Source organism: Acetobacteraceae bacterium, from assembly GCA_004843345.1.
Lineage (GTDB): Bacteria > Pseudomonadota > Alphaproteobacteria > Acetobacterales > Acetobacteraceae.
Window position 1 is genome coordinate 234,101 of record CP039460.1, and the last position, 18,760, is coordinate 252,860.

Below are 18,760 nucleotides of genomic sequence, written 5' to 3' on the forward strand. Positions count from 1 at the left end.
TCCTCACAAAACAATTTTTGAACGCTGCTTTCTGATTTTTTCAGCCTCTATAAGCGCTGCATAAAAACTCTCAGCAGAAGCCTTACTCTGAGCTAGATTCTCCAAATCACATGCAATATCAAAGGCCGTACCGTGATCTGGTGATGTTCTTATAATGGGCAAGCCCAGTGTTATATTCACGCCCTTTTCCATGCCCAGCGTTTTAAGCGGTATCAATCCTTGATCATGGTACATGCACAAGGCAACATCATATTTCTTTCGCATCTCAGGTGTAAAAAGCGTATCTGGCGGATAAGGGCCCTGCACCTGAATACCTTCTTCTTGAAGAATCTTCACAGCCGGTATGATAAATGCCTGCTCCTCTTCACCCATTCTGCCATTTTCACCCGCATGGGGATTCAGCGCAGCAATCGCAATTCGAGGGTGAGAAAAACCGAAATCTTGCTTTAATGCCTGATTCGTCTTGCGTGCCGTGGTTATAATTCTTTCTTGCGTCAGCTGTTTTAAGGCTTTCCGAATAGAAACATGCACCGTTGCCAGAACAACCCGCAATTCAGGACATGCCAGCATCATTGTTTCTTTTCCAACAGAACCGCAAAGATGCGCTAAATATTCTGTATGTCCTGGAAAAGCGAACCCTTTTTGCGCCAAAATATCCTTAGAAATGGGGGCCGTCACGACGGCCGACGCTTTGCCTTCAAGACACCACTGAACCGCAGAACGAATGGCCTCGACGACAGAAGGCGCATTTTCGATTTCAGGAATAGTCACTTTCGGAGGATAAGCACATGAAACCGGAAAGATTGGGAGTGCCTCTCCAAAAAACTTCATGCCTTCTTCTGGAGTTTTAATCTCTTTTACAGGCACAGCTTTTGAAAAATAGGCTGAATCACCAAAAACAATGAAGGGAGGCGTTTTACATGCCTTTCTCGACAGCCACGTTTTGGCGATAATTTCCGGCCCAATACCCGCTGGATCGCCCATTGTCACAGCTAAAGGACGCTGCTGCATCTCAATCTCCTATCAATTTCAAAGGACGCTTTGGCGGGAAATGATCTTTTTGAGAAAATTCTAAGTCTTCCAAAACAACCTCGCCCTGCATCTCAAAAACTTGGCGAAGCTGCATAAAAATCATACGCAATTTTTGCTGTTTTTCAGATCGTGTACTTTTAGAAGATAAAATAATCTGCCTTAATTCAGGCTTTTTATCTAAAAGGGGGCACTTCCCTTCCTCCACTAAAATAATCCCTTCGATAAGAGGATTTTTTTCAATAGCGTCCAAAAGAGGCAAAGAGAGTTCTGAGAGGTCTTTTTCAAAACGTAAATCCACAACACACGGGCTGAGAAGAGAAGATTCTGTCTGATAATTTTGCCAACCTGTTAGAAACTTTTGCAACGACTCTAAGCCAACAATCCACGTTAAATCTGACTTTTCCAATCTTTCAAAAAGCGAATTCTGCCAATTTTGAGAGGCTTCCTCCCAATCTATTTTTGTTCCAAAAGAGCATAAACGTTTGAAAAAATCAGCCTCATTTTTATCAAAAGCCAACAAATTCAATTCAAAACCTAGATTGGAAAAAAACTGCACTTCCTCAAGCAAAATTTTATCGCCTTCTGAAGAAGAATTATCTGGAAGTTTTGGCAAAACAAAAGAGAGTTTTTCAGGCCTTTCTGCGAGAAGCAGATCCGCAAAATTCTTTCGCCGCCAACGTGCTAAAGACATTTCTCCTTTTGAAAAGGAAAGTTTTTCACTTACAACCGCATAAAAGGTAGGTGAAAAGCGAATTTTTTTCCCACTTTCCCTTAAACTTAATGCAACCGTCTCAAAATCTGAAAAACTAGTCCAAATCAATCTCTCTTTAACTTGTTGCGCTTCCTGTATTTTTTTCCAAATTTCTCGAACCGAAGAAACCTGAAACAAGAAAATACCAGAAGGCGGAACATCTATTTCTTTCTCACCCTCAAAGAAAGAATACTTTTCTTGCTCAGAAACCTCTCGAAAAGAATTTAAAGTGCCATCATAAGAAAGACTTCCACCGTGATTTTCCTTCAATCCCTGTATCACCCTAGCACCAAATGCAGCTGCATCGCCTTTCTCTAAAACAGCAAGCATTCTCGAAAGATTTATACCCTCTAAACGAACGCCTGCCGCCATCCAAAGCGTATTTTCAGCGCGCAATGTTTGAAGAGCAGTTTTCCAAAAAGCCAACACATCTTCTAATTTCAATAAATGGCAAAAACGATATTCTCCTTTAACAAGTCTTTCGACAGTGCGCTGCTCCTCCAGATTTCCAGAACTTACAATAAGAAGTTCTGTCCCTTGTTTTAAAATGGGTGCGAGACTTTCAATAGAACTGATAAGAGCAGTGTAATCTCCATGGGAAAACAAAACAACACTCAAATAAGGCTTTGCTGTAAAGAAATCCTCGTCCCAGCTTTCTGAAAAAACTTGCAAAGGAGAACGGCTTAACACCGAAAAAAGTGCCTCTTGCCGTGCCTGAGAGAGGCGCATTATTTGCCCAAAATCCTTTAAAGTCTCCTTGGACTGCGTTTCTTTCTCCTCAGCTGGCGCATACAACGTTTTTAAATCTTTTCCTAATTCATGATAAGCAACATAAAGAGAAAATAAATCATCTGCGCCAAGCCGTTTCATTTCCGCTTCGACTTCTGGCGTTTTCTGAAGAAAATGGAAAATATTTCTTGGATAAAAATTTTTATCCGTTAGAAAAGTACGCCCCTCTTCCTGACCGCATCTTAGAAAATGATCATATCCATTTCTGAAATTCCCCGCCTCTATCGCTTCTCGAACGTCTGGGTGATGCCTAAGATATTCTGTTTCTGAAAAATATTTACACGGATCAAACGCCAAAGGTGTTTTATTCGTTAGATAATGATGTAACGGAGACGAAAATTTCTTTTTTGCAATTTCCTCTGCGACCTCTGGATATTTTTCCAAATAATATACTGGGTCAAAATGCCAAGAAGTCCTAAGCGTTGTGATTTGTAACTCAAAACAACTCAGGAAAAACTGCCAAGCACCCATTCCTTCTGGAAGTTCTCTTTTGGGAGAAAGTTTTTCTAGTTCTTCTAAAAAAAGCTTTGGAACAAAAAAACGGTGTGGACGCTTTTTTTCTAAATCCCCCTTCAGAACAAAATGGTCATAATAATTTAGAAAAAGTTCAGGCTCTGTTCTAATCCGTCGAATAAACTGCCCGACGTCAAAGCAAAAACGTTTTTCTGAAAGTTCTGGATTAAAAAAGAAATATTCTTTTTCAGAAAAGAGCCAATGAGGCGCATGTCCTGAAAGCCCATTTTTTAAATAGAGTTCAATAACTTCCTCTAGAGAAGATGGACGCCTTTCCAATGAACAATTTTCAACATAAAAGGCTGGATCAAAAAAAGCATTCGGCGACTGCTTCGTTTCCCAGCCTTTTTTTTGCCAAAACAAACGATCCCGCCCTCTTTTTTGGGGAATTGTTCTTCCATAACGCTCCCGCCGCCAGATAAAGTCAAGCAATCCCCACTTTGGAGGCTGCTCTCTCGCTTTGATAAAACTTGAAAATTCGAGCTTTGAAAGTTCAGGAAGAATTTCAGAATTTGGTAAAGGCCTCTCTGTCATTTTTCCTCATTTTTAACCGAGATTTACGTTCATTACGTTTAAAATAGCCTCATGAAAAAAGCTTGTGATAAAGATATACTCAAAAAGCATTGAGCGCTATAAATATGAAACGAATAGAGGGATTACTCCCCTGAATTCAAAAGATTAAATCATTTTATGAAAAGCCTAATGACGACCTCAACTTCTATTCCTGAAAAAATCCTGCATCGCCTCCCTGACCGTACAGGACTCATTGTCGCACTGGACATGCCTTCCTTAGCGCAGGCTGAGACGATTGCAAATGCTGTCCGTCCTCATGCTGACATGCTTAAAACAGGAATGGAATATTGCTATGCGACAGGTCTTGAGAAAATAAAAGAAATAGAACGCATCCTTCCTATTTTTATCGATCTCAAGCTCTACGATATTCCTGCAACGGTCAAAAAAGGCATGAAATCCCTTATGCGCTATCACCCTTCCATGGTGACAATCCATGCTTCTGGAGGTGCAGAGATGATTAGAGCAGCCAAAGAAGGGCTGCAAGAAAGTGCTAAGGAAAACCATGTTCCAGCCCCACTCCTGCTGGCTGTAACGGTTTTAACAAGTTTTTCTTCAGAAGCACTCGAAAAGACAGGTATTCCACGATCGCCTCTAGATCAGGCGCTTCTTTTAGGAAAATCTGCCATTGAATCAGGTGCTGACGGGCTTGTTTGCTCTGGACATGAACTTAAGCATCTTCGTCAAGAACTCGGAGAAAGGCATGTTTTAGTAACACCTGGTATTCGTCCAAAAGGCAATGAGACACATGATCAAAAAAGAGTAATGACACCGACAGAAGCTGCGCATGCTGGTGCGGATTGGATTGTCGTTGGACGTCCTATCACACAAGCAAGCAATCCAGCTGAAGCTGCAAAAAACATTCAAGAAGAGCTTTCAAATGCCTCAAAATAAAAGTTGCATTTCTTTTTCAATATTTTTTAAATGAGCCATAATTTTTACGAAGTGGGCAACCTAGCATGACGGAAACAGATTCATCTTCCACGAGCAATGAAAAAACAACTAAACCCTCTACGCTTGATAAAATTTCCAATGCTTTATCTGAAGCTGAGCGTACGATTTCTGGCGCCTCTTTCTTAAAAACACCTTCTGAACCAGAAAAAGATAAAAAAGAAAACAATGAGCAAAGAACACCTCTCTCCCCTGAAGAAGAAGAAAAGAAAACAGAAGAAGAGCTAAAGGCTGAAAAAGCTGAGGAAGACAGAAAAAAAATTGAAGCAGAGCAAAAAATAGCTAAAGAGAAAGCTGAAGCTGAAGCTCGAAAAGAACTTACCATGGCTCAACTTTTGGCAAAAAATCCCAAAACTGAAAAAGAAATGGGAGAAGAGCTGGAAATGCTCACAGCCAGTAAAAACTTGACACCTGCAGAAGTGAGTAAAGTTTTACAATGGCTGATTAAACAAGAAATTGTACAATCAGAGCGAATTAAAAATCTGCAAAAAGCAGTCGAAAAACTCTCTCCAAAAACCTGAATTTTATAAAATTTTATTAAAGAGAAAGGATAGTTACATATTTGTAGCTATCCTTTTTTATATCCATAGAGCTAAATTCTAAGCTTCTATGAAAAAGATTTCTCAAGTAAGGTTTAAGACTCGCCAAGTGCGAATACACATCATATTCAAACTTAAGAATAGCGCATGTGAAATCGGAATAACCTTTTCATCTACTCTCTATTAAATGGGACTAATCATGAAGAAATTCAAACTTCGCAATCTCCCTCCCTTAGCTGGCATCGCTTGCCTTTTGGGCGTTGGTTTTCTTACTGGCTGCAGCGGTAATGAAAATGAACAGGAAGGTATTTCCCGTATGATGGGAAGTGGCAATCAAGATCAACCCGATGCAGACACAGCGCAGGGAGCCAAAATGCAATATGATCAAGAGCAACGCCTAAAACAACAGCAAGCAGATCAACCCGCTTCCTAATAATACACCATACAGTAAATCCATAATAAAACGGCACTGTAATCTATTTACAGTGCCGTTTTATTCATCGCTAATTGATATGCGGATGCTGATCTATGAGCTGCTGCCGCTCGATTTGCTTTTTATTCAGCTCCTCTTCCAAAGAGTGGATAATACCATCAATACTCTCAATTTTTTGTTCTAAAGTCTGCTGATGCTCTTCTAAAAGCTCTTTGGCTTCTTGAATATCTGAAGCCGCTGGAACGGCACCACGCAAAGGTCTGTTAGCAGTCTCCCTCATAAAGAAAGTCGTGATAAACCCAATTGTCCCCATTCCCATTAAATAATAAGCTGGCATCATTAAATTGCCTGTCATTTGAACCAGCCAAGCCAAAATTGTTGGTGTCAGACCTGCGATAAGAACCGAAATATTAAAAGAAATTGCCAGCGCGCTATAACGCACCTCTGTTGGAAATAGAGCAGGCAAAATAGATGCCATCACCCCAAGGAAGCAATTTAGAATAATCGCTAAAATAAACAGCCCCAAAAAAAGCGCAGCAGGGACATGAGAGCCAATCAAATGAAAGGCAATGAGAGAAAGGAAAATAGCGCCTAAACTCCCTGCAAACACAAAAGGACGTCTGCCGATTTTATCGCTGAATAAGCCGATGAGAGGTTGAACAAAAAGCATACCAACCATCACAACAACAATAATCAAAACCCCTTTGCTGCTGCTGTAATGAAGATTATGCTCCATATAGCTAGGTAAATAGGTCAGCAAAATATAATACGTCACATTGCAGACAATGACCAAACCGACAGCACTCAATAGGCTTCGCCAGTATTTTACCGCAATTTTTTTCAATGGAACACGAGGACGATCTGCTAGTCCTTCACGATCTTCTTTCTCGATTGTTTCAATATGCTGCTGAAAAATTGGGGTCTCTTCCAGAGCATTTCTTAAATAAATTCCAATAAATCCCAAGGGTAATGCAAGAAAGAAAGGAATCCGCCATCCCCACTCTGACAAAGCTTGCTGGCCAATTAGACCTGTTAAAAGCTCAACGACACCAGCCCCCAGCACAAACCCTAAAATTGAACCGAAATCAAGGAAGCTTCCCATAAAGCCCCTTTTACGGTCTGGAGAATATTCTGCAATAAAAATAGAAGCCCCTGTATATTCTCCGCCAACAGAAAATCCCTGCACCATTTTACACAGAAGAAGAGCAAGAGGTGCAAAAATTCCAATTGTTGCATAGGAAGGAATTAAACCAATGCAGAAAGTACTGAAGGTCATCAAAATAACAGTCAGCGCCAAAATTTTCTGACGTCCGTATTTATCCCCTAGAACGCCAAAAAACATTCCCCCCATAGGACGAATTAAAAAAGGCACAGAAAAAGTTGCCAACGTCGCAATCAGCTGAACGCTCGGTGTTACTGCGGGGAAAAAAACAGCTCCCAAAACAGTCACAAGGTAACCATAAACACCGAAATCAAACCACTCCAGAGCATTGCCAAGGGCCGCTGCTGTAATCGCTTTATGGAGTTTTTTATCATCAATAATTGTGACATCACTCAATTTTAAAGGAGAAAGTTTTCTAGTTACCTTCATAATTCCTTGCTCTTTAATTTACAAAAAATCTTAAGAAACCTGCGAGCTATCAATTTTCAAATGACAAAAGCTTCTTTAACTTTAGACTATAAGGCCTCTTAATTTTTCAAAATATTCAATTAACTAATGCCCTAATGAAGAAGATTCTAAATCCTCTTCATCACAGCGTATAAAACGGTGCTGCTTTTGAAGGGAATAATCCGCCTCCCAGCACCAGCCTCTTTCCTGAAGCTCTGTTCCTGCGGCACTCAAAAGAATTGATCCTGCAACATTATTTGTTGGATCAAATCTTGAACGCGCTTCTAATGACCACGCAAAAAGCTCTTTTAAAGGCATTTTTGCTAATTTCTGCATAACTTCCTTTGGCGGTGCCGTCGTAAAGAGAACACATCTTGCCGCCGTTCTGCCATCTTTTTCACATTGCGCTAGAACTTCCTGATTCATTTCCTTATTGAGCTTTAGAAAGTCCTGCTTTTGCCCGTACGTTAAGCGTTGCGCCATTGGGTCATAATCAACCTTAGCAGATTTTTCAGCAAGATGCTCTTCTGTTTCTTTTTCTTTCTCTTGTTTTAGACGAAGCTTCCGCAATTTTTCCATTCCAGAATCTCCTTTTAAGGCAACCTCTGCAACACCAAAAGCGGAATAAACCCCTAACCCATATCCATCTGACAAGGCCTTTTTTTCTAATTCTGGGTTATTTTCATTCTCTTCTTCGGATTCACTCTCTTCTTCCTCAACTGGAAGCTTTTCCTTCCCTGGTGCTATTCCAGCTTCCTCAGCTGCAGCCTGCTCATTAAAACCTTCTTGACCTGTTGTCGTATGCTCTCCGTAGGTTTTTTCAAACGTTTCCTTTGCCTCATCTACACCAAACTTTCCAGCCTCATCCCATCCTGATGTTGCAAGTGTTTCGGCACACAGCCTCGCTGATGGCCACGACGCAAAACATGTTCCCATCACAGTAAAATGTAAAAAAGATAAAAGCGTTTTTTTCATAAAACCTATGTAATCCTAAGGAAGGAATGGTCACAAAGCTTAATAATAAGCCATCACCTCAAAATTCGCACCCAAACGCCGCAAACCACTGCTATTTTCATAAAATTTCGATTTTTCACCAAAGACCAGCATCGTTCGATAGAATTGCAGATTGACATCCCCATGCAAGAAAACAGGAGAGGTCTCTGGACGCATAAATTTCTTAGGCACTAAAACCGCCGATTTTGGATTGATTTCCTTTAACACCATATCCCAGCGATCTGGCAAAACTTGTGGGAAGACATAACAATGCCCTTCTAAAGCAATCGGATCCTCTAAATTTTTTTCAACAAGAATAACAGGGACACCATGACATTTCCGTAATGTTTCTTTACCCCATTCTTCCTCTTCATCTTCCCATTTCTTTTTTTCTGTCTCGTCCGAATATTTTGCCCTTGCCTCAGAAACGTCCAATCCTTTTTCAGCCATTAAACTAGCCGTCCCAATTGTTTTATCTGTATCTTGCCAATCAGAAGGATAAGCAAGATTCACCTCCCGCACATCATCTGCGGCGACTTCTTTTGAATTCACAGCCCTTAACAGAATTTGAATTGCAGAAACATCAGGGGCATTTAAAACCTGCACTTCACGATCTGAAGAGGCACTTGCCCCCACAAAAGCAGATTGAGGCAAACCTAATTTTTCAACCCACATCTTAAGCTCCCGAGGACTGTGAATCCCCGCATCTGCAAATTGACGCATAAGATCTGGCGTATATCTATGATCACACCATTGATGAATTTGATCGTCCTTCAATCCGCCATCGCGCAAATCCATATAATCCGCAACGGCTAAATGATGATCTTTATAATAACGATATTCATCGTAAGGGACACCTTGATCTTTCCATGCTGTTGCATCGGAATCACTCCCCTGTCCCTTTGCAAAAGCCACAATATTATCTGAAAAATAGCTACGCAAAACATCATGAGGCGTACAGCCACTTAAGACAAAGCTCATTGCAAAAACAGAAAGAATTTTAAAAGGGCGTCTCATAAATTCTCTCTTATAAATTTTCAGGAAAAGAAACACCTGTCATTTTTTCAGCCTTTTTCCAAAGTTTCTCTCCATCCGTCCAACGTGCAGATTCTGGTTTTTTAACATGCCCACTTTTGCCTATCAGTAACCAACGTGGACCATAATAGCTTCCAGATAGAGCTTTTGGATCTGTTGCCGCTTCAATCAAAGGCACAGCGCCTTTATCTGGATTCATGGCTGGAATAAAATTATAAATCCAAGGACGTGTTGTTTTGTTTGTCCCCATATTGGGTCCCGTCAGCATTAAACGTGTCCTTGTGCATCCAGGATGTGCCGCATTGGAAATTAAATTCCATCCACGTTCTGCTGAAATTTTTGCCAGTTGCTGCATCATTAACAAATCAGACAATTTTGATCGTGCATAAGATAAAAATGGGAGATAAATCTTTTCTGATTGCAGATCAGACATTCCCAATAAAAACCCAATAATCGCAGCACAACTTGACATTGTGGTTACCCGCGGCGCTTTGGAAGATTGAAGCAAAAGCGGAACAAGATGATGCGTTAAAGCAAATGGACCTAAAAAGTTAGTTCCAAACTGTAGCTCAAAATTATTCTTTGTCACATAACGCTTTGGCGGACTCATCACGCCCGCATTATTGATAAGAACATCCAGCCCCTTCCCCTCTGACTTAAGACCTTCTGCAAAATTCTCAACTGTTTTCAAATCCGCCAAATCAATATATTTGACCTCGAGCTTCGCCTTTGGAAATTGCTGCAGAATTTCTTCCTTTGCAGCCTCTCCAAAAGCCTCATTGCGGACTGCCATCACAATTTCCGCATTTGCTTCAGCCAAACGTCTTGTCATTTCTTTGCCTGTTCCACTATTAGCGCCCGTAATGACAAAGCGGCGACCAGTCTGATCTGGAATATGATACATTTTTAAATTCACCCCTAATGATTTCTCAACAACTTACCTTATTTAAGCACAAACTTACATATTATCGACATCATTTCCGTCATCTGTGTCTCCAGGGGTATTGCCTTGCTCTAATGCGGCAGGAGATGGATTATACTGTGCATCTCCTGCATCACCATTCACTTGAGAATTCGCAGCGTTATTATAACTCTGAGGCGATGGAAGCGGTGGCGGCGGAGGCAACGCACCCTCCTCTTGCAAAGCTCTCAAATGCGCCTTACTAGGTTTTTTCATATCAACCAAATTAGGGTCTGGTGCTTTATGATGAAAACATCCTGTCAATAACAATGACGAAACCATCAAAGTTACAGATGTCTTTAAATATTTTTTTTTGTTCATCATCCTTATCCTTCTTTTTCAAAATTCTAATCAACGCCCCAACCAAGGCTTAATTTTTCCATTTGGTAAAACAAAAAAAGCTTTACCCTGCGCTTCCAATACCATTTCGAACATCTCAAAATCTCCAGAACTATTTCCATAAGCGATACTTTCCTCTGGAGCTTTGGACGATTTCAAATAAGCTAAAATTCTTTTCTTTTTTTCTGGGCCATGACAATTTTTACTCATAAAACGGCCTGTGGCACATCCATCAAATCCCTTTTCTAAACGGGTTGCCAACACAGCCTCAAACCCATTTTTTAAAGCCCAAGGCGCTAAATACTCCCCAAGGCTAGCACTCACTAAAATACAGCGATCTCCCCGCTGTTTATGCATCTCAAACTTTTGAAAAACATCTCTGAACTGATAATTTTCTAGCAAATGCTTCTGAGAAAAAATTTTTCCAAGCATATAAATTTCTTTTAAAGAGCGTCTCCTTAAAACAGCCCCAAAAAGACGTTCTTTTAACCTGTTGCGATTAATCTTTCCTGTGAAAAAATCCTTCAAGACACCCAGAAATAAAAGGAAAAGATTAGGAAAGTCTCTCAAACGAAAACAAAATAACAGAAATCGCCAACCGCTATCTCCTCTTAAAAGAGTGCCATCAAAGTCAAAAAAAGCAACTTTACGAGAAGAAACAGTGTGAAAGAAAGGCATAAATCCGATGACAAAAATAGAATTTTATAGTAATCGCTTACTAAAAATAAGGTAGACAAACACTATCGTTTTAAAAAAGAGAAATCACCTGTATATAGAATATATTCGTGCCTTATGTTTAGGGACAATTTGAAAATATTCTCTATTGCGTGTTTCAATGCCTTAAATTTGCTTAATTTATCATTATCCTTGAAAATCCATGGCAACATCTTCCCAACAATCTCCTAATCCAAAAACGATCTTACGCCAAAATCAGAATGAAAAAGAAATTATTCGAGATACAATCTGGATTGTTGGCGGAATTTTTATTGCCTTACTCTTTATTGGACTTGCCTCCTACATTGTCCGTTATGTCTCTTCAAGACCCTCAAACAGCCTCGTTGTTGGCGAAGTCATTGGACTTGCCTCTCCAAAAAATCATCCAATCAGTGGAAAACTTTCCCTTCGCCACAAAGAAAAACTCTTGCTAGAGAAAGATGGCGAGTGTCAGAAATTTAATGGTAAAGTTTTTCAAATTCCCTTTGATAAGGGTTTTACAGCCTACTACCGTGGAAATATTGGGCATTATCTTTCTTTTGAACTCATTAATGTTGAAGCCCTTTCTAACTGTCCTTATGAAATGATCTTAAGGCCTCAGCAAGCGCGTATTGCAATGAGCGTCTATATGCAACAGCAGAAGCTTACGCATAATCTCGTCTCTGCACTGCCAGCAGCGCTGCCTTCTGCACTTTCCTTCACGGAAGAAGATTTAAAATCTGCGGAAAAAGAAGCCGACCCAAATGAAGACGAAAACAGTGATAGCGACTAAAAAAATTAGAAAATAAGAAGCTCTAATTTCTCGCAACAGCAGCCTCATCTGCTGCCCCTGCTGACTTAATATCCCCAATCCGAACAACATCGGCAATCGTTTGGCGGCAAGGAGAAGTCACTATCAAGCCAACATAATCCTTTGCGTGCAATTCACCTTGACGGCGAACCAGATAAGTCTTCTCGCCATCGGCTACAGAGAAATAAGTAAAATGCTCTCGATAAGGCACATTTACCGATGGCAGATATTTTGTACTCACACCATGAGAAGCGCCTAAAATATTCCCTCGATGGAGCGCAATCGGACAATTATGATCTTGAGTTGTGCCATGCACGTCAATTTCTTCTTCATGCCCAGAAATATGACTATTCTCTTTAGATGCCTTCCCCTGCGCGAAGGAAGGCATTATCGGCGTCGAAAACAAAACCATAGCAGGAAGGCATAAGCCTAAGAACTTAAGATGACTTTTCTTTTGCATCACACCCTCTTGCTCTCATTCTCTTTTTTTAATGTTTATTTCACAGAAGCTTTCGCATCTCTTCCCAAATTTTCAACGACCATTTTATTCGTTCCATCTGGATCAATGTTTAAAGATTCAATTCCCATCGTAACGGAAAGTGGATTTTTCCCCTGCAAACAATTTCCAGAAAGCTTAGGCGCCTGAAAATCAACACTTAACGAGCCTTCTTTACGATGAATAGAAGGTTTATCCAAGAACATCTGATAATCACAAGGCTTTGGTGAAACCACTCTCAATGTTGGAGATTCCAATGAAGAAGACCCTAAACGGATACCAACCTTTGAGAGATGCGCAGCCCCCTGACCAACAGCATCTGCAACCAGATAAGACGTTGTCATATGAGATTTTCCAAGCACAAGCTTATTGCTCATCACGCCAGCCGTACTCCAGTTCAAAGAAGAACCATCCGCATATTTGAGAAAATATGTATAGCCAAATAATCCCGCATCATTTGTATCTGTGGGACTTAAAGGGGCGAGGACTGTTGAGGTCGATCCACCATCGGCACGCACGGGAAGCTGATAAACACCCTTTGGCGTGTTAATGAGACGGGCTTTGAGCGAAATAGCCTCTGTGGCACTTACTGGAAAACGGTCGCTGCAACGTTGAGGCAAACCTTTTGAAAGCTGATAGGTCGCAAAAACACCTTTTTCATTTGCATCTGTTCTCACAAGGCTCAATTTATAATGACAATCTTGAGAACGTATAGAAATATTTTTGCCGTTCTGGCGAGCTTCGACCTTATCAGAACCAACAGAATTTTTTTTCTTAATTTCCTTTAAAAGTTTTTTAGCCGCACGGTTATCTCCCTTGAGCGCTTTGCTATAGGCTTCAAAACTAACCGGAGCATCTGCCGTCTTTGAATAAATTTCTCCAGCTTTATTTTTTAAGGTAAAATTATTGGAGATCAACGCTGTGTGCATATCCAAGGAGGCTGGCAACGCATAAGCTGCCCCGCTATTGGTTAGAAAGAATGCTGACGCAACCAAAAAAGTTGCCTTTAAGCCTAATGCCTTCTTTTTCGAATTTTTCATAGCCTCTTGATCCCTAAATCTTTTCAAAGACATTTTAATCTTTAATTAAAATCTATTTATTCCAGCTAGGATGCGCTTAAAAGTTTTTTTTTTCAATTTTATTTTTTTGAAAACAAACTTTTCCCTTGCCCATTCTAAAAGGAGAATGTTAAGGATAATTCACAACAAACGGAGAGGTGGCCGAGCGGCTTAAGGCGCACGCTTGGAAAGCGTGTGTGCGTTATGCGTACCGCGGGTTCGAATCCCGCCCTCTCCGCCATATTTTTATATAAAAAATTTAAGATCGCTTGTAAGCGCACGGTAATAATTAAGTGCTTTATATGACGACATCTTAAAAATAGCTTTTTCTATTTCTAAATCTAACGCCAAAGTAATCTAGAAATTGTACTTATCAAAATACCGTTGTATTCAATAAGTTTTCAACTATCCGCTAAACTTGTCTCTCCCTGCTATATAAAATAGCGCTAACCTTATGTCTTTAAATTCGTAAGGTGAAAATTATTTTCACTTTACCGGCTCTTAAGTAGATGCATATCAACTTCACCCCCATTTTTGTTGGTAAAAGAAAAAGCAGCAGGTGTCTTTTATCAAGAAAATGGGGCTCTAAAAATCTCTCTTTTTTCAAAAAACAGAGATTTCCGGCCTTCAAAAAGAAATATATTTTCCTGCCATTTTTATGCTTACTAGAGCTTCCTTATCCTCAAAAATTAGAAGCGAAAGAAAATATATTTTTTAGACGAAACAGCTCATCCCAAGAAATAGAGAGAAAAGAAACAAAGGAAAATTCTTCTGAAAGAATTCTTGTCCGTGGTGAACCTGCGGATCCAGACAAAATCACAAAAGATGTTTCTGGCACTCGTGCTCATTATCTCAATAAAAACGCAGATTTCGGCCCAATGGGAAACCTTCCTTTAAAAAAAACTCCCTTTTCCGTTTTCCAAATTAGCCACGACGTTATAGAGAATCAACAACTACGCTATGCCTCCCAAATGTTGAGTTTTAACCCTTCGGTTCAAATTCATACGACTGGAAGCCCTGCTTCTGTTGAAATCGAAAATCGTGGTTTTCTTAACAACACTTTTGCTAACTCGCGCCTTGATGGTCTCAATTCCATTATGTCCACACCACTCGCTTCAGAAATGGTGCAAAACATGACAATTCTAAATGGACTTGCCGGTGCAATGTATGGTCCTGAGAGCCCTGCGGGTGTCGTCAATACAACCTTAAAACGTCCAACCGAAATCCCCTTTTTTAACTTTAATTTTGGTTATGACGCCTCTGGATCCCCACTGGAATCCTTAGATACCTCTCTTGGGAAAGGCCCTATTAAAATTCGCTTCAATTACATAAATCAAACAGGCCAAATGTATGTCAAAGGCATGAATCAATGGCGTGATGCCTATAGTGGCGATATTGATATTCAACTCGATAAACGTACAAAATTAGAGCTGGATGCTGGACAGTACAATATGTCCTATTCTGGAATGCCTGGACGTTTTACATATGGTATGAATATGTCTCTTCCACAAGCTCCTAGCGCCGCAACGCCTGGCTTTGGACAAAATTATAGTGGTGTTAATTTCTCCAGCACTTATGGCATTATGAAACTAAAGCATGATTTCAGCCCCAATTTTCATTTTTCTATCGGCGGACTCTATGAAGTTTCACCTCGCTATACACATGGCATAACAAATCAATTACTCAATACCCTAGGCGCATTTAAACAAACAGCTTCAGCACAGCCTTCTGGCAATCAATACGGTATTTGGAGTAATTATGCCTATATTAATGCAACGCTGCACACAGGACCGCTTCTTCATCATCTAAATTTAGGCACAAACGGCTATGAAGGTTATGAAAATTCTCCTACACGCTATCAACTTGGAATCGATGTTATTCCAAACGATAACCTTCATAACCCCATTATTGCCCCTTCTGGCACTGAGCCAAAAGAGACTGGCAGTTATAGACAAAATGCCATTACGCAACAAAGCCTGCTAGTCGGAGATCAAATAGATATAGGAAAATTCTTTACAGTTACGGGGCAATTTTCTTTTGGCTATACTAATGTCAAAAATTGGAAACGTACTGGAGCTCCAGGTTATCCAAATGGATCTTATCTGATTTCGCCTTCTGGCGGATCTCGGGCTATGGGCTCTTTTTCTCCTGCGGTTGGCTTTAATTTTCATCCAATAAAAAATCTCTCTGCCTATTTTAATTGGGGAAAATCAACTGGTGTCGGAAGTTCTGCTTCTGCTGGATCTGCCAATGCTGGAGAAATGCTCCCTATTTATCATTCAGAACAATTTGAAGGAGGGATTAAATATCTCTACCAAAACCGTCTCAGTATTAATCTAGATGGATTCAGCATTGAAAGTCCCTATGCTTTTACTGATCCAAATACAAGAATTTATGGGTATAACGGCATTCAAAAAGATACGGGCATTGAATTTCAAACTTCTGGTGCGTTAACGAAAGATATTTCCATTTTAGGGGGTGTAACCTATCTTCACCCTCTCATTGAGCATGCCGCTACCTCTTCTGGAATCAACAATATGCTGGCTGCAGGAGTTCCGGCCTGGAATGTCAATTTTCTCTTAGACTATCATCCCAAAATTTTGCACGGCATCGCCTTTAATGCCAACACCCATTATACCAGTGCCCGACCAGCGAATATCTATAATACGACATGGGCAGATCAGTATGTTACGCTCGATTTAGGGATGCGTTATTCTACAAAAATTTGTGATCATATAATGGTCTTCCGAGGGGAAGTCGATAATGTCACAAATGAAACCTATTGGAACTCTCTTTCTCCTTCTGCAAGCCCTGGAGCTTCGGGCACAAACGGCGCAACACTTGGTCTTCCAAGGGTTTGGCATATCACCGCTTCTGTTTACTTTTAATCTGTTGCGCGTCTCTATAACGAAAAAGGGGCGAATTCGATATTGTAAACGCCCCTTCTCCTACCCTAAATCAGCAGGAAGCAATCAGTGTGCTTTCGTTAGCTCTTCTGAGCCTTCTGGCAAAGCATAAACGACCAGCTGATCGCTTACTGGCGCTTCCATAAAATGATGCCCCCCTGCAAAAATAGCCACATATTGACGGCCATCTTGCATATATGTGATCGGCGTCGCTTGTCCTCCACCTGGTAAAATATCATGCCATAATTCTTTGCCCGTTTTTATGTCGAATGCACGAATTTCGTTATCCGTTGTTGCTGCCACAAAAGCAACGCCACCAGCGGTCACGATGGGGCCACCATTATTAGGGAGACCGATACGCAGAGGTAAATGTGTCGGAATCCCAAACGGGCCATTTGCACGCGCATTCCCTAAAGGATGCCACCATAACACCTTATGTTTTTTTAGGTCAATGGCGGTAATCTGCCCATAAGGTGGTTCAAAACACATCATATGTGTAAAACTATTCCAAAAAGGCGAGACGACAACCCCATAAGGTGTTTCTGCCTGTGCTCCAGCGCCTTCAGCACCGCCGGAACCGACCTTATGATTTGGATTGTCGAGCGGAATAAGCCCTATATTATCAGCCTTTTTCCGTGTCACAAGCTGATCATACATCGGAAGAACATTCCAATTTGCCAGCATAATTCCTGTTCTATCATCATAAGAAATAGACCCCCAATCCGACCCACCATTATAGCCTGGAAATTCGATCCATGGACGATCAATACTGGGGGGCGTAAAGGGACCAACATAATGAGCCTGCCGAAATTTAAGACGACACACCAGCTGATCCAATGGGGACATCCCCCACATATTCCTTTCCTTCAACATTGGCATTCCCAATGTTGGCACACCGATAGACCAGGGTTGCGTTGGACTTCTTACATCGTCTGAAACACCGCCTTCGGTAGGTGCAGGAAGTTCTTTAACAGGAAAATCATCAAGAGGTTTGCCTGTTTCACGGTTTAGAACAAACGTCTGACCACGTTTGGTCGGTACAATCATCGCAGGAATAAGTTGTCCCTGATCATCCGTATAGTCAAAAAGTGTCGCTTGGGATCCAATGTCGTAATCCCACACATCTTTGTGTGTTGTTTGAAAAACCCAACGAGGTTCACCGGTACGCACATCAATCGCAACAATAGCAGATGAAACCTTATTTTCTGCTGGAGAACGCAAAGCTGAAAAATAATCGACCGCAGAAATCCCAGTAGGCACATAAACCAAACCCAGTTTATTGTCTCCTGTCATCGCCGCCCAAGAATTAGGTGTCCCACGGGAATAAAATGCTCCTGCGGCAGGTTGATGATGATTTTGAGGATGATTGACATCCCATGCCCAAATAAAACGACCGCTTTCCGCATCATAACCACGAATGACACCTGAAGGCGCCCACCGTCGCTGCCCATCAAGAACTTCCGCATTAACGACAGCCACACCATTAACAATAGGCGGCGGTGTCGTCATAGAGACAAACCCCGGAACAGATTCTCCCATTCCCTGCATAAGATTTACTTGGCCAGAGTAACCAAATGCCTTACATAACTTACTATTTTCCGCATCTACTGCGATTAAACGCATATCAAGCGTTCCCTCAATAATACGATTATGACAAGGCTGCCCTTCTGGAACAACAGACGATGTAAAATATGTCACCCCCTTACAAGCGGCCGTATACGGAATGGATTCATACTTCTCTCCTGATTTAAATCTCCAAATTTCCTTTCCTGTACGAGGATCCAATGCCATCATATCATTCAGGGCGGAACACATATAAATTCGATCCCCAACTTTAATGGGGGTCGTTTCCGCAGCCCACTTATTTACCTTGCCTTTCGGTGGCAGACTGCCTGTATGGTAAACAAATACCCTTTTTAATTTTTTTACATTTTCTGGAGTAATCTGTGAAAGCGGAGAGTAACGACTTTCTTTGCTGTCATGACCATATACTGGCCAGTCTGCTAACGCTGGATTCTCCCCAACCTGCGCCACTGGTGTCGGGAGATCTGATGCCAAAATTTCATCAATATCTGGTAAATTAGCAGCATTCACTCCCTCAGCTTGAGGACTATTTGGCGATGGTGGGTCAAAAGCAGAGTTTGTTTTTGCCAAAACATCCGCTTGTCCTCCACCTGGGCCAGGAACATCAAGAGAAGGAGGAATTTGCGCAAGCGCTGAAGTGCTAATTAAAACCCCTAAAAAGGTCAGCGCATATCGGCTTTTTATGTATCTCATCATA

Annotated in this window: 16 protein-coding genes and 1 tRNA gene; 6 read left to right on the forward strand and 11 right to left on the reverse strand. The window is 41.1% G+C overall.

Going from position 1 to position 18,760, the window contains the following annotated elements; all coding sequences use genetic code 11:
* Positions 1 to 3: 3 nt before the first annotated feature.
* Both pdxA and FAI40_01175 read right to left on the reverse strand, forming a co-directional pair.
* A complete protein-coding gene (gene pdxA / locus FAI40_01170; protein QCE34060.1) occupies positions 4 to 1,011 on the reverse strand; it encodes a 4-hydroxythreonine-4-phosphate dehydrogenase PdxA in 1,008 nt (335 codons plus the stop codon).
* Between the two features lies 1 nt (position 1,012).
* Entirely contained in the window at positions 1,013 to 3,619 is a 2,607-nt protein-coding gene (locus FAI40_01175) for a hypothetical protein (GenBank protein ID QCE34061.1), read from the reverse strand.
* Between the two features lie 168 nt (positions 3,620 to 3,787).
* Between FAI40_01175 and pyrF the strand changes: the two genes are divergently transcribed.
* From pyrF to FAI40_01190, 3 genes are all read left to right on the forward strand, one after another.
* Positions 3,788 to 4,549, forward strand: coding sequence for an orotidine-5'-phosphate decarboxylase (pyrF, locus tag FAI40_01180; GenBank protein QCE35706.1), 762 nt, complete (start codon positions 3,788 to 3,790; stop codon positions 4,547 to 4,549).
* Between the two features lie 65 nt (positions 4,550 to 4,614).
* Positions 4,615 to 5,127, forward strand: a complete 513-nt coding sequence (locus tag FAI40_01185; protein QCE34062.1) for a hypothetical protein — start codon at positions 4,615 to 4,617, stop codon at positions 5,125 to 5,127.
* 217 nt (positions 5,128 to 5,344) lie between these two features.
* Entirely contained in the window at positions 5,345 to 5,578 is a 234-nt protein-coding gene (locus FAI40_01190) for a hypothetical protein (protein ID QCE34063.1), read from the forward strand.
* 70 nt (positions 5,579 to 5,648) lie between these two features.
* Here FAI40_01190 and proP read toward each other — a convergent pair whose 3' ends face one another.
* From proP to FAI40_01220, 6 genes are all read right to left on the reverse strand, one after another.
* On the reverse strand, positions 5,649 to 7,169 hold the full coding sequence (gene proP / locus FAI40_01195) for a glycine betaine/L-proline transporter ProP (protein QCE34064.1): 1,521 nt from the start codon (positions 7,167 to 7,169) through the stop codon (positions 5,649 to 5,651).
* Positions 7,170 to 7,292: 123 nt separating this feature from the next.
* Positions 7,293 to 8,162 (reverse strand): hypothetical protein, encoded by an 870-nt coding sequence (locus FAI40_01200; protein ID QCE34065.1) that lies wholly within the window; start codon positions 8,160 to 8,162, stop codon positions 7,293 to 7,295.
* 39 nt (positions 8,163 to 8,201) lie between these two features.
* Positions 8,202 to 9,197: a hypothetical protein gene (locus FAI40_01205; protein ID QCE34066.1), complete on the reverse strand. Its 996-nt coding sequence runs from the start codon at positions 9,195 to 9,197 to the stop codon at positions 8,202 to 8,204.
* Positions 9,198 to 9,207: 10 nt separating this feature from the next.
* On the reverse strand, positions 9,208 to 10,119 hold the full coding sequence (locus FAI40_01210; protein QCE34067.1) for an SDR family NAD(P)-dependent oxidoreductase: 912 nt from the start codon (positions 10,117 to 10,119) through the stop codon (positions 9,208 to 9,210).
* A 54-nt stretch (positions 10,120 to 10,173) separates the two neighbouring features.
* On the reverse strand, positions 10,174 to 10,500 hold the full coding sequence (locus tag FAI40_01215; GenBank protein ID QCE34068.1) for a hypothetical protein: 327 nt from the start codon (positions 10,498 to 10,500) through the stop codon (positions 10,174 to 10,176).
* A gap of 27 nt (positions 10,501 to 10,527) precedes the next feature.
* Positions 10,528 to 11,193, reverse strand: a complete 666-nt coding sequence (locus FAI40_01220) for an HAD-IB family hydrolase (protein QCE34069.1) — start codon at positions 11,191 to 11,193, stop codon at positions 10,528 to 10,530.
* Positions 11,194 to 11,392: 199 nt separating this feature from the next.
* Between FAI40_01220 and FAI40_01225 the strand changes: the two genes are divergently transcribed.
* The gene (locus FAI40_01225; GenBank protein ID QCE34070.1) at positions 11,393 to 12,001 is read left to right on the forward strand and encodes a hypothetical protein; all 609 of its coding nucleotides are present in this window, start codon (positions 11,393 to 11,395) and stop codon (positions 11,999 to 12,001) included.
* A 22-nt stretch (positions 12,002 to 12,023) separates the two neighbouring features.
* Here FAI40_01225 and FAI40_01230 read toward each other — a convergent pair whose 3' ends face one another.
* Positions 12,024 to 12,407: a hypothetical protein gene (locus FAI40_01230; GenBank protein QCE34071.1), complete on the reverse strand. Its 384-nt coding sequence runs from the start codon at positions 12,405 to 12,407 to the stop codon at positions 12,024 to 12,026.
* 107 nt (positions 12,408 to 12,514) lie between these two features.
* Positions 12,515 to 13,555: a hypothetical protein gene (locus FAI40_01235; protein QCE34072.1), complete on the reverse strand. Its 1,041-nt coding sequence runs from the start codon at positions 13,553 to 13,555 to the stop codon at positions 12,515 to 12,517.
* A 170-nt stretch (positions 13,556 to 13,725) separates the two neighbouring features.
* Between FAI40_01235 and FAI40_01240 the strand changes: the two genes are divergently transcribed.
* Both FAI40_01240 and FAI40_01245 read left to right on the forward strand, forming a co-directional pair.
* Positions 13,726 to 13,814 (forward strand) — tRNA-Ser (locus tag FAI40_01240).
* Between the two features lie 268 nt (positions 13,815 to 14,082).
* On the forward strand, positions 14,083 to 16,461 hold the full coding sequence (locus tag FAI40_01245; GenBank protein QCE34073.1) for a hypothetical protein: 2,379 nt from the start codon (positions 14,083 to 14,085) through the stop codon (positions 16,459 to 16,461).
* A gap of 84 nt (positions 16,462 to 16,545) precedes the next feature.
* Here FAI40_01245 and FAI40_01250 read toward each other — a convergent pair whose 3' ends face one another.
* A complete protein-coding gene (locus FAI40_01250) occupies positions 16,546 to 18,756 on the reverse strand; it encodes a pyrroloquinoline quinone-dependent dehydrogenase (GenBank protein ID QCE35707.1) in 2,211 nt (736 codons plus the stop codon).
* Between the last annotated feature and the right edge of the window lie 4 nt (positions 18,757 to 18,760).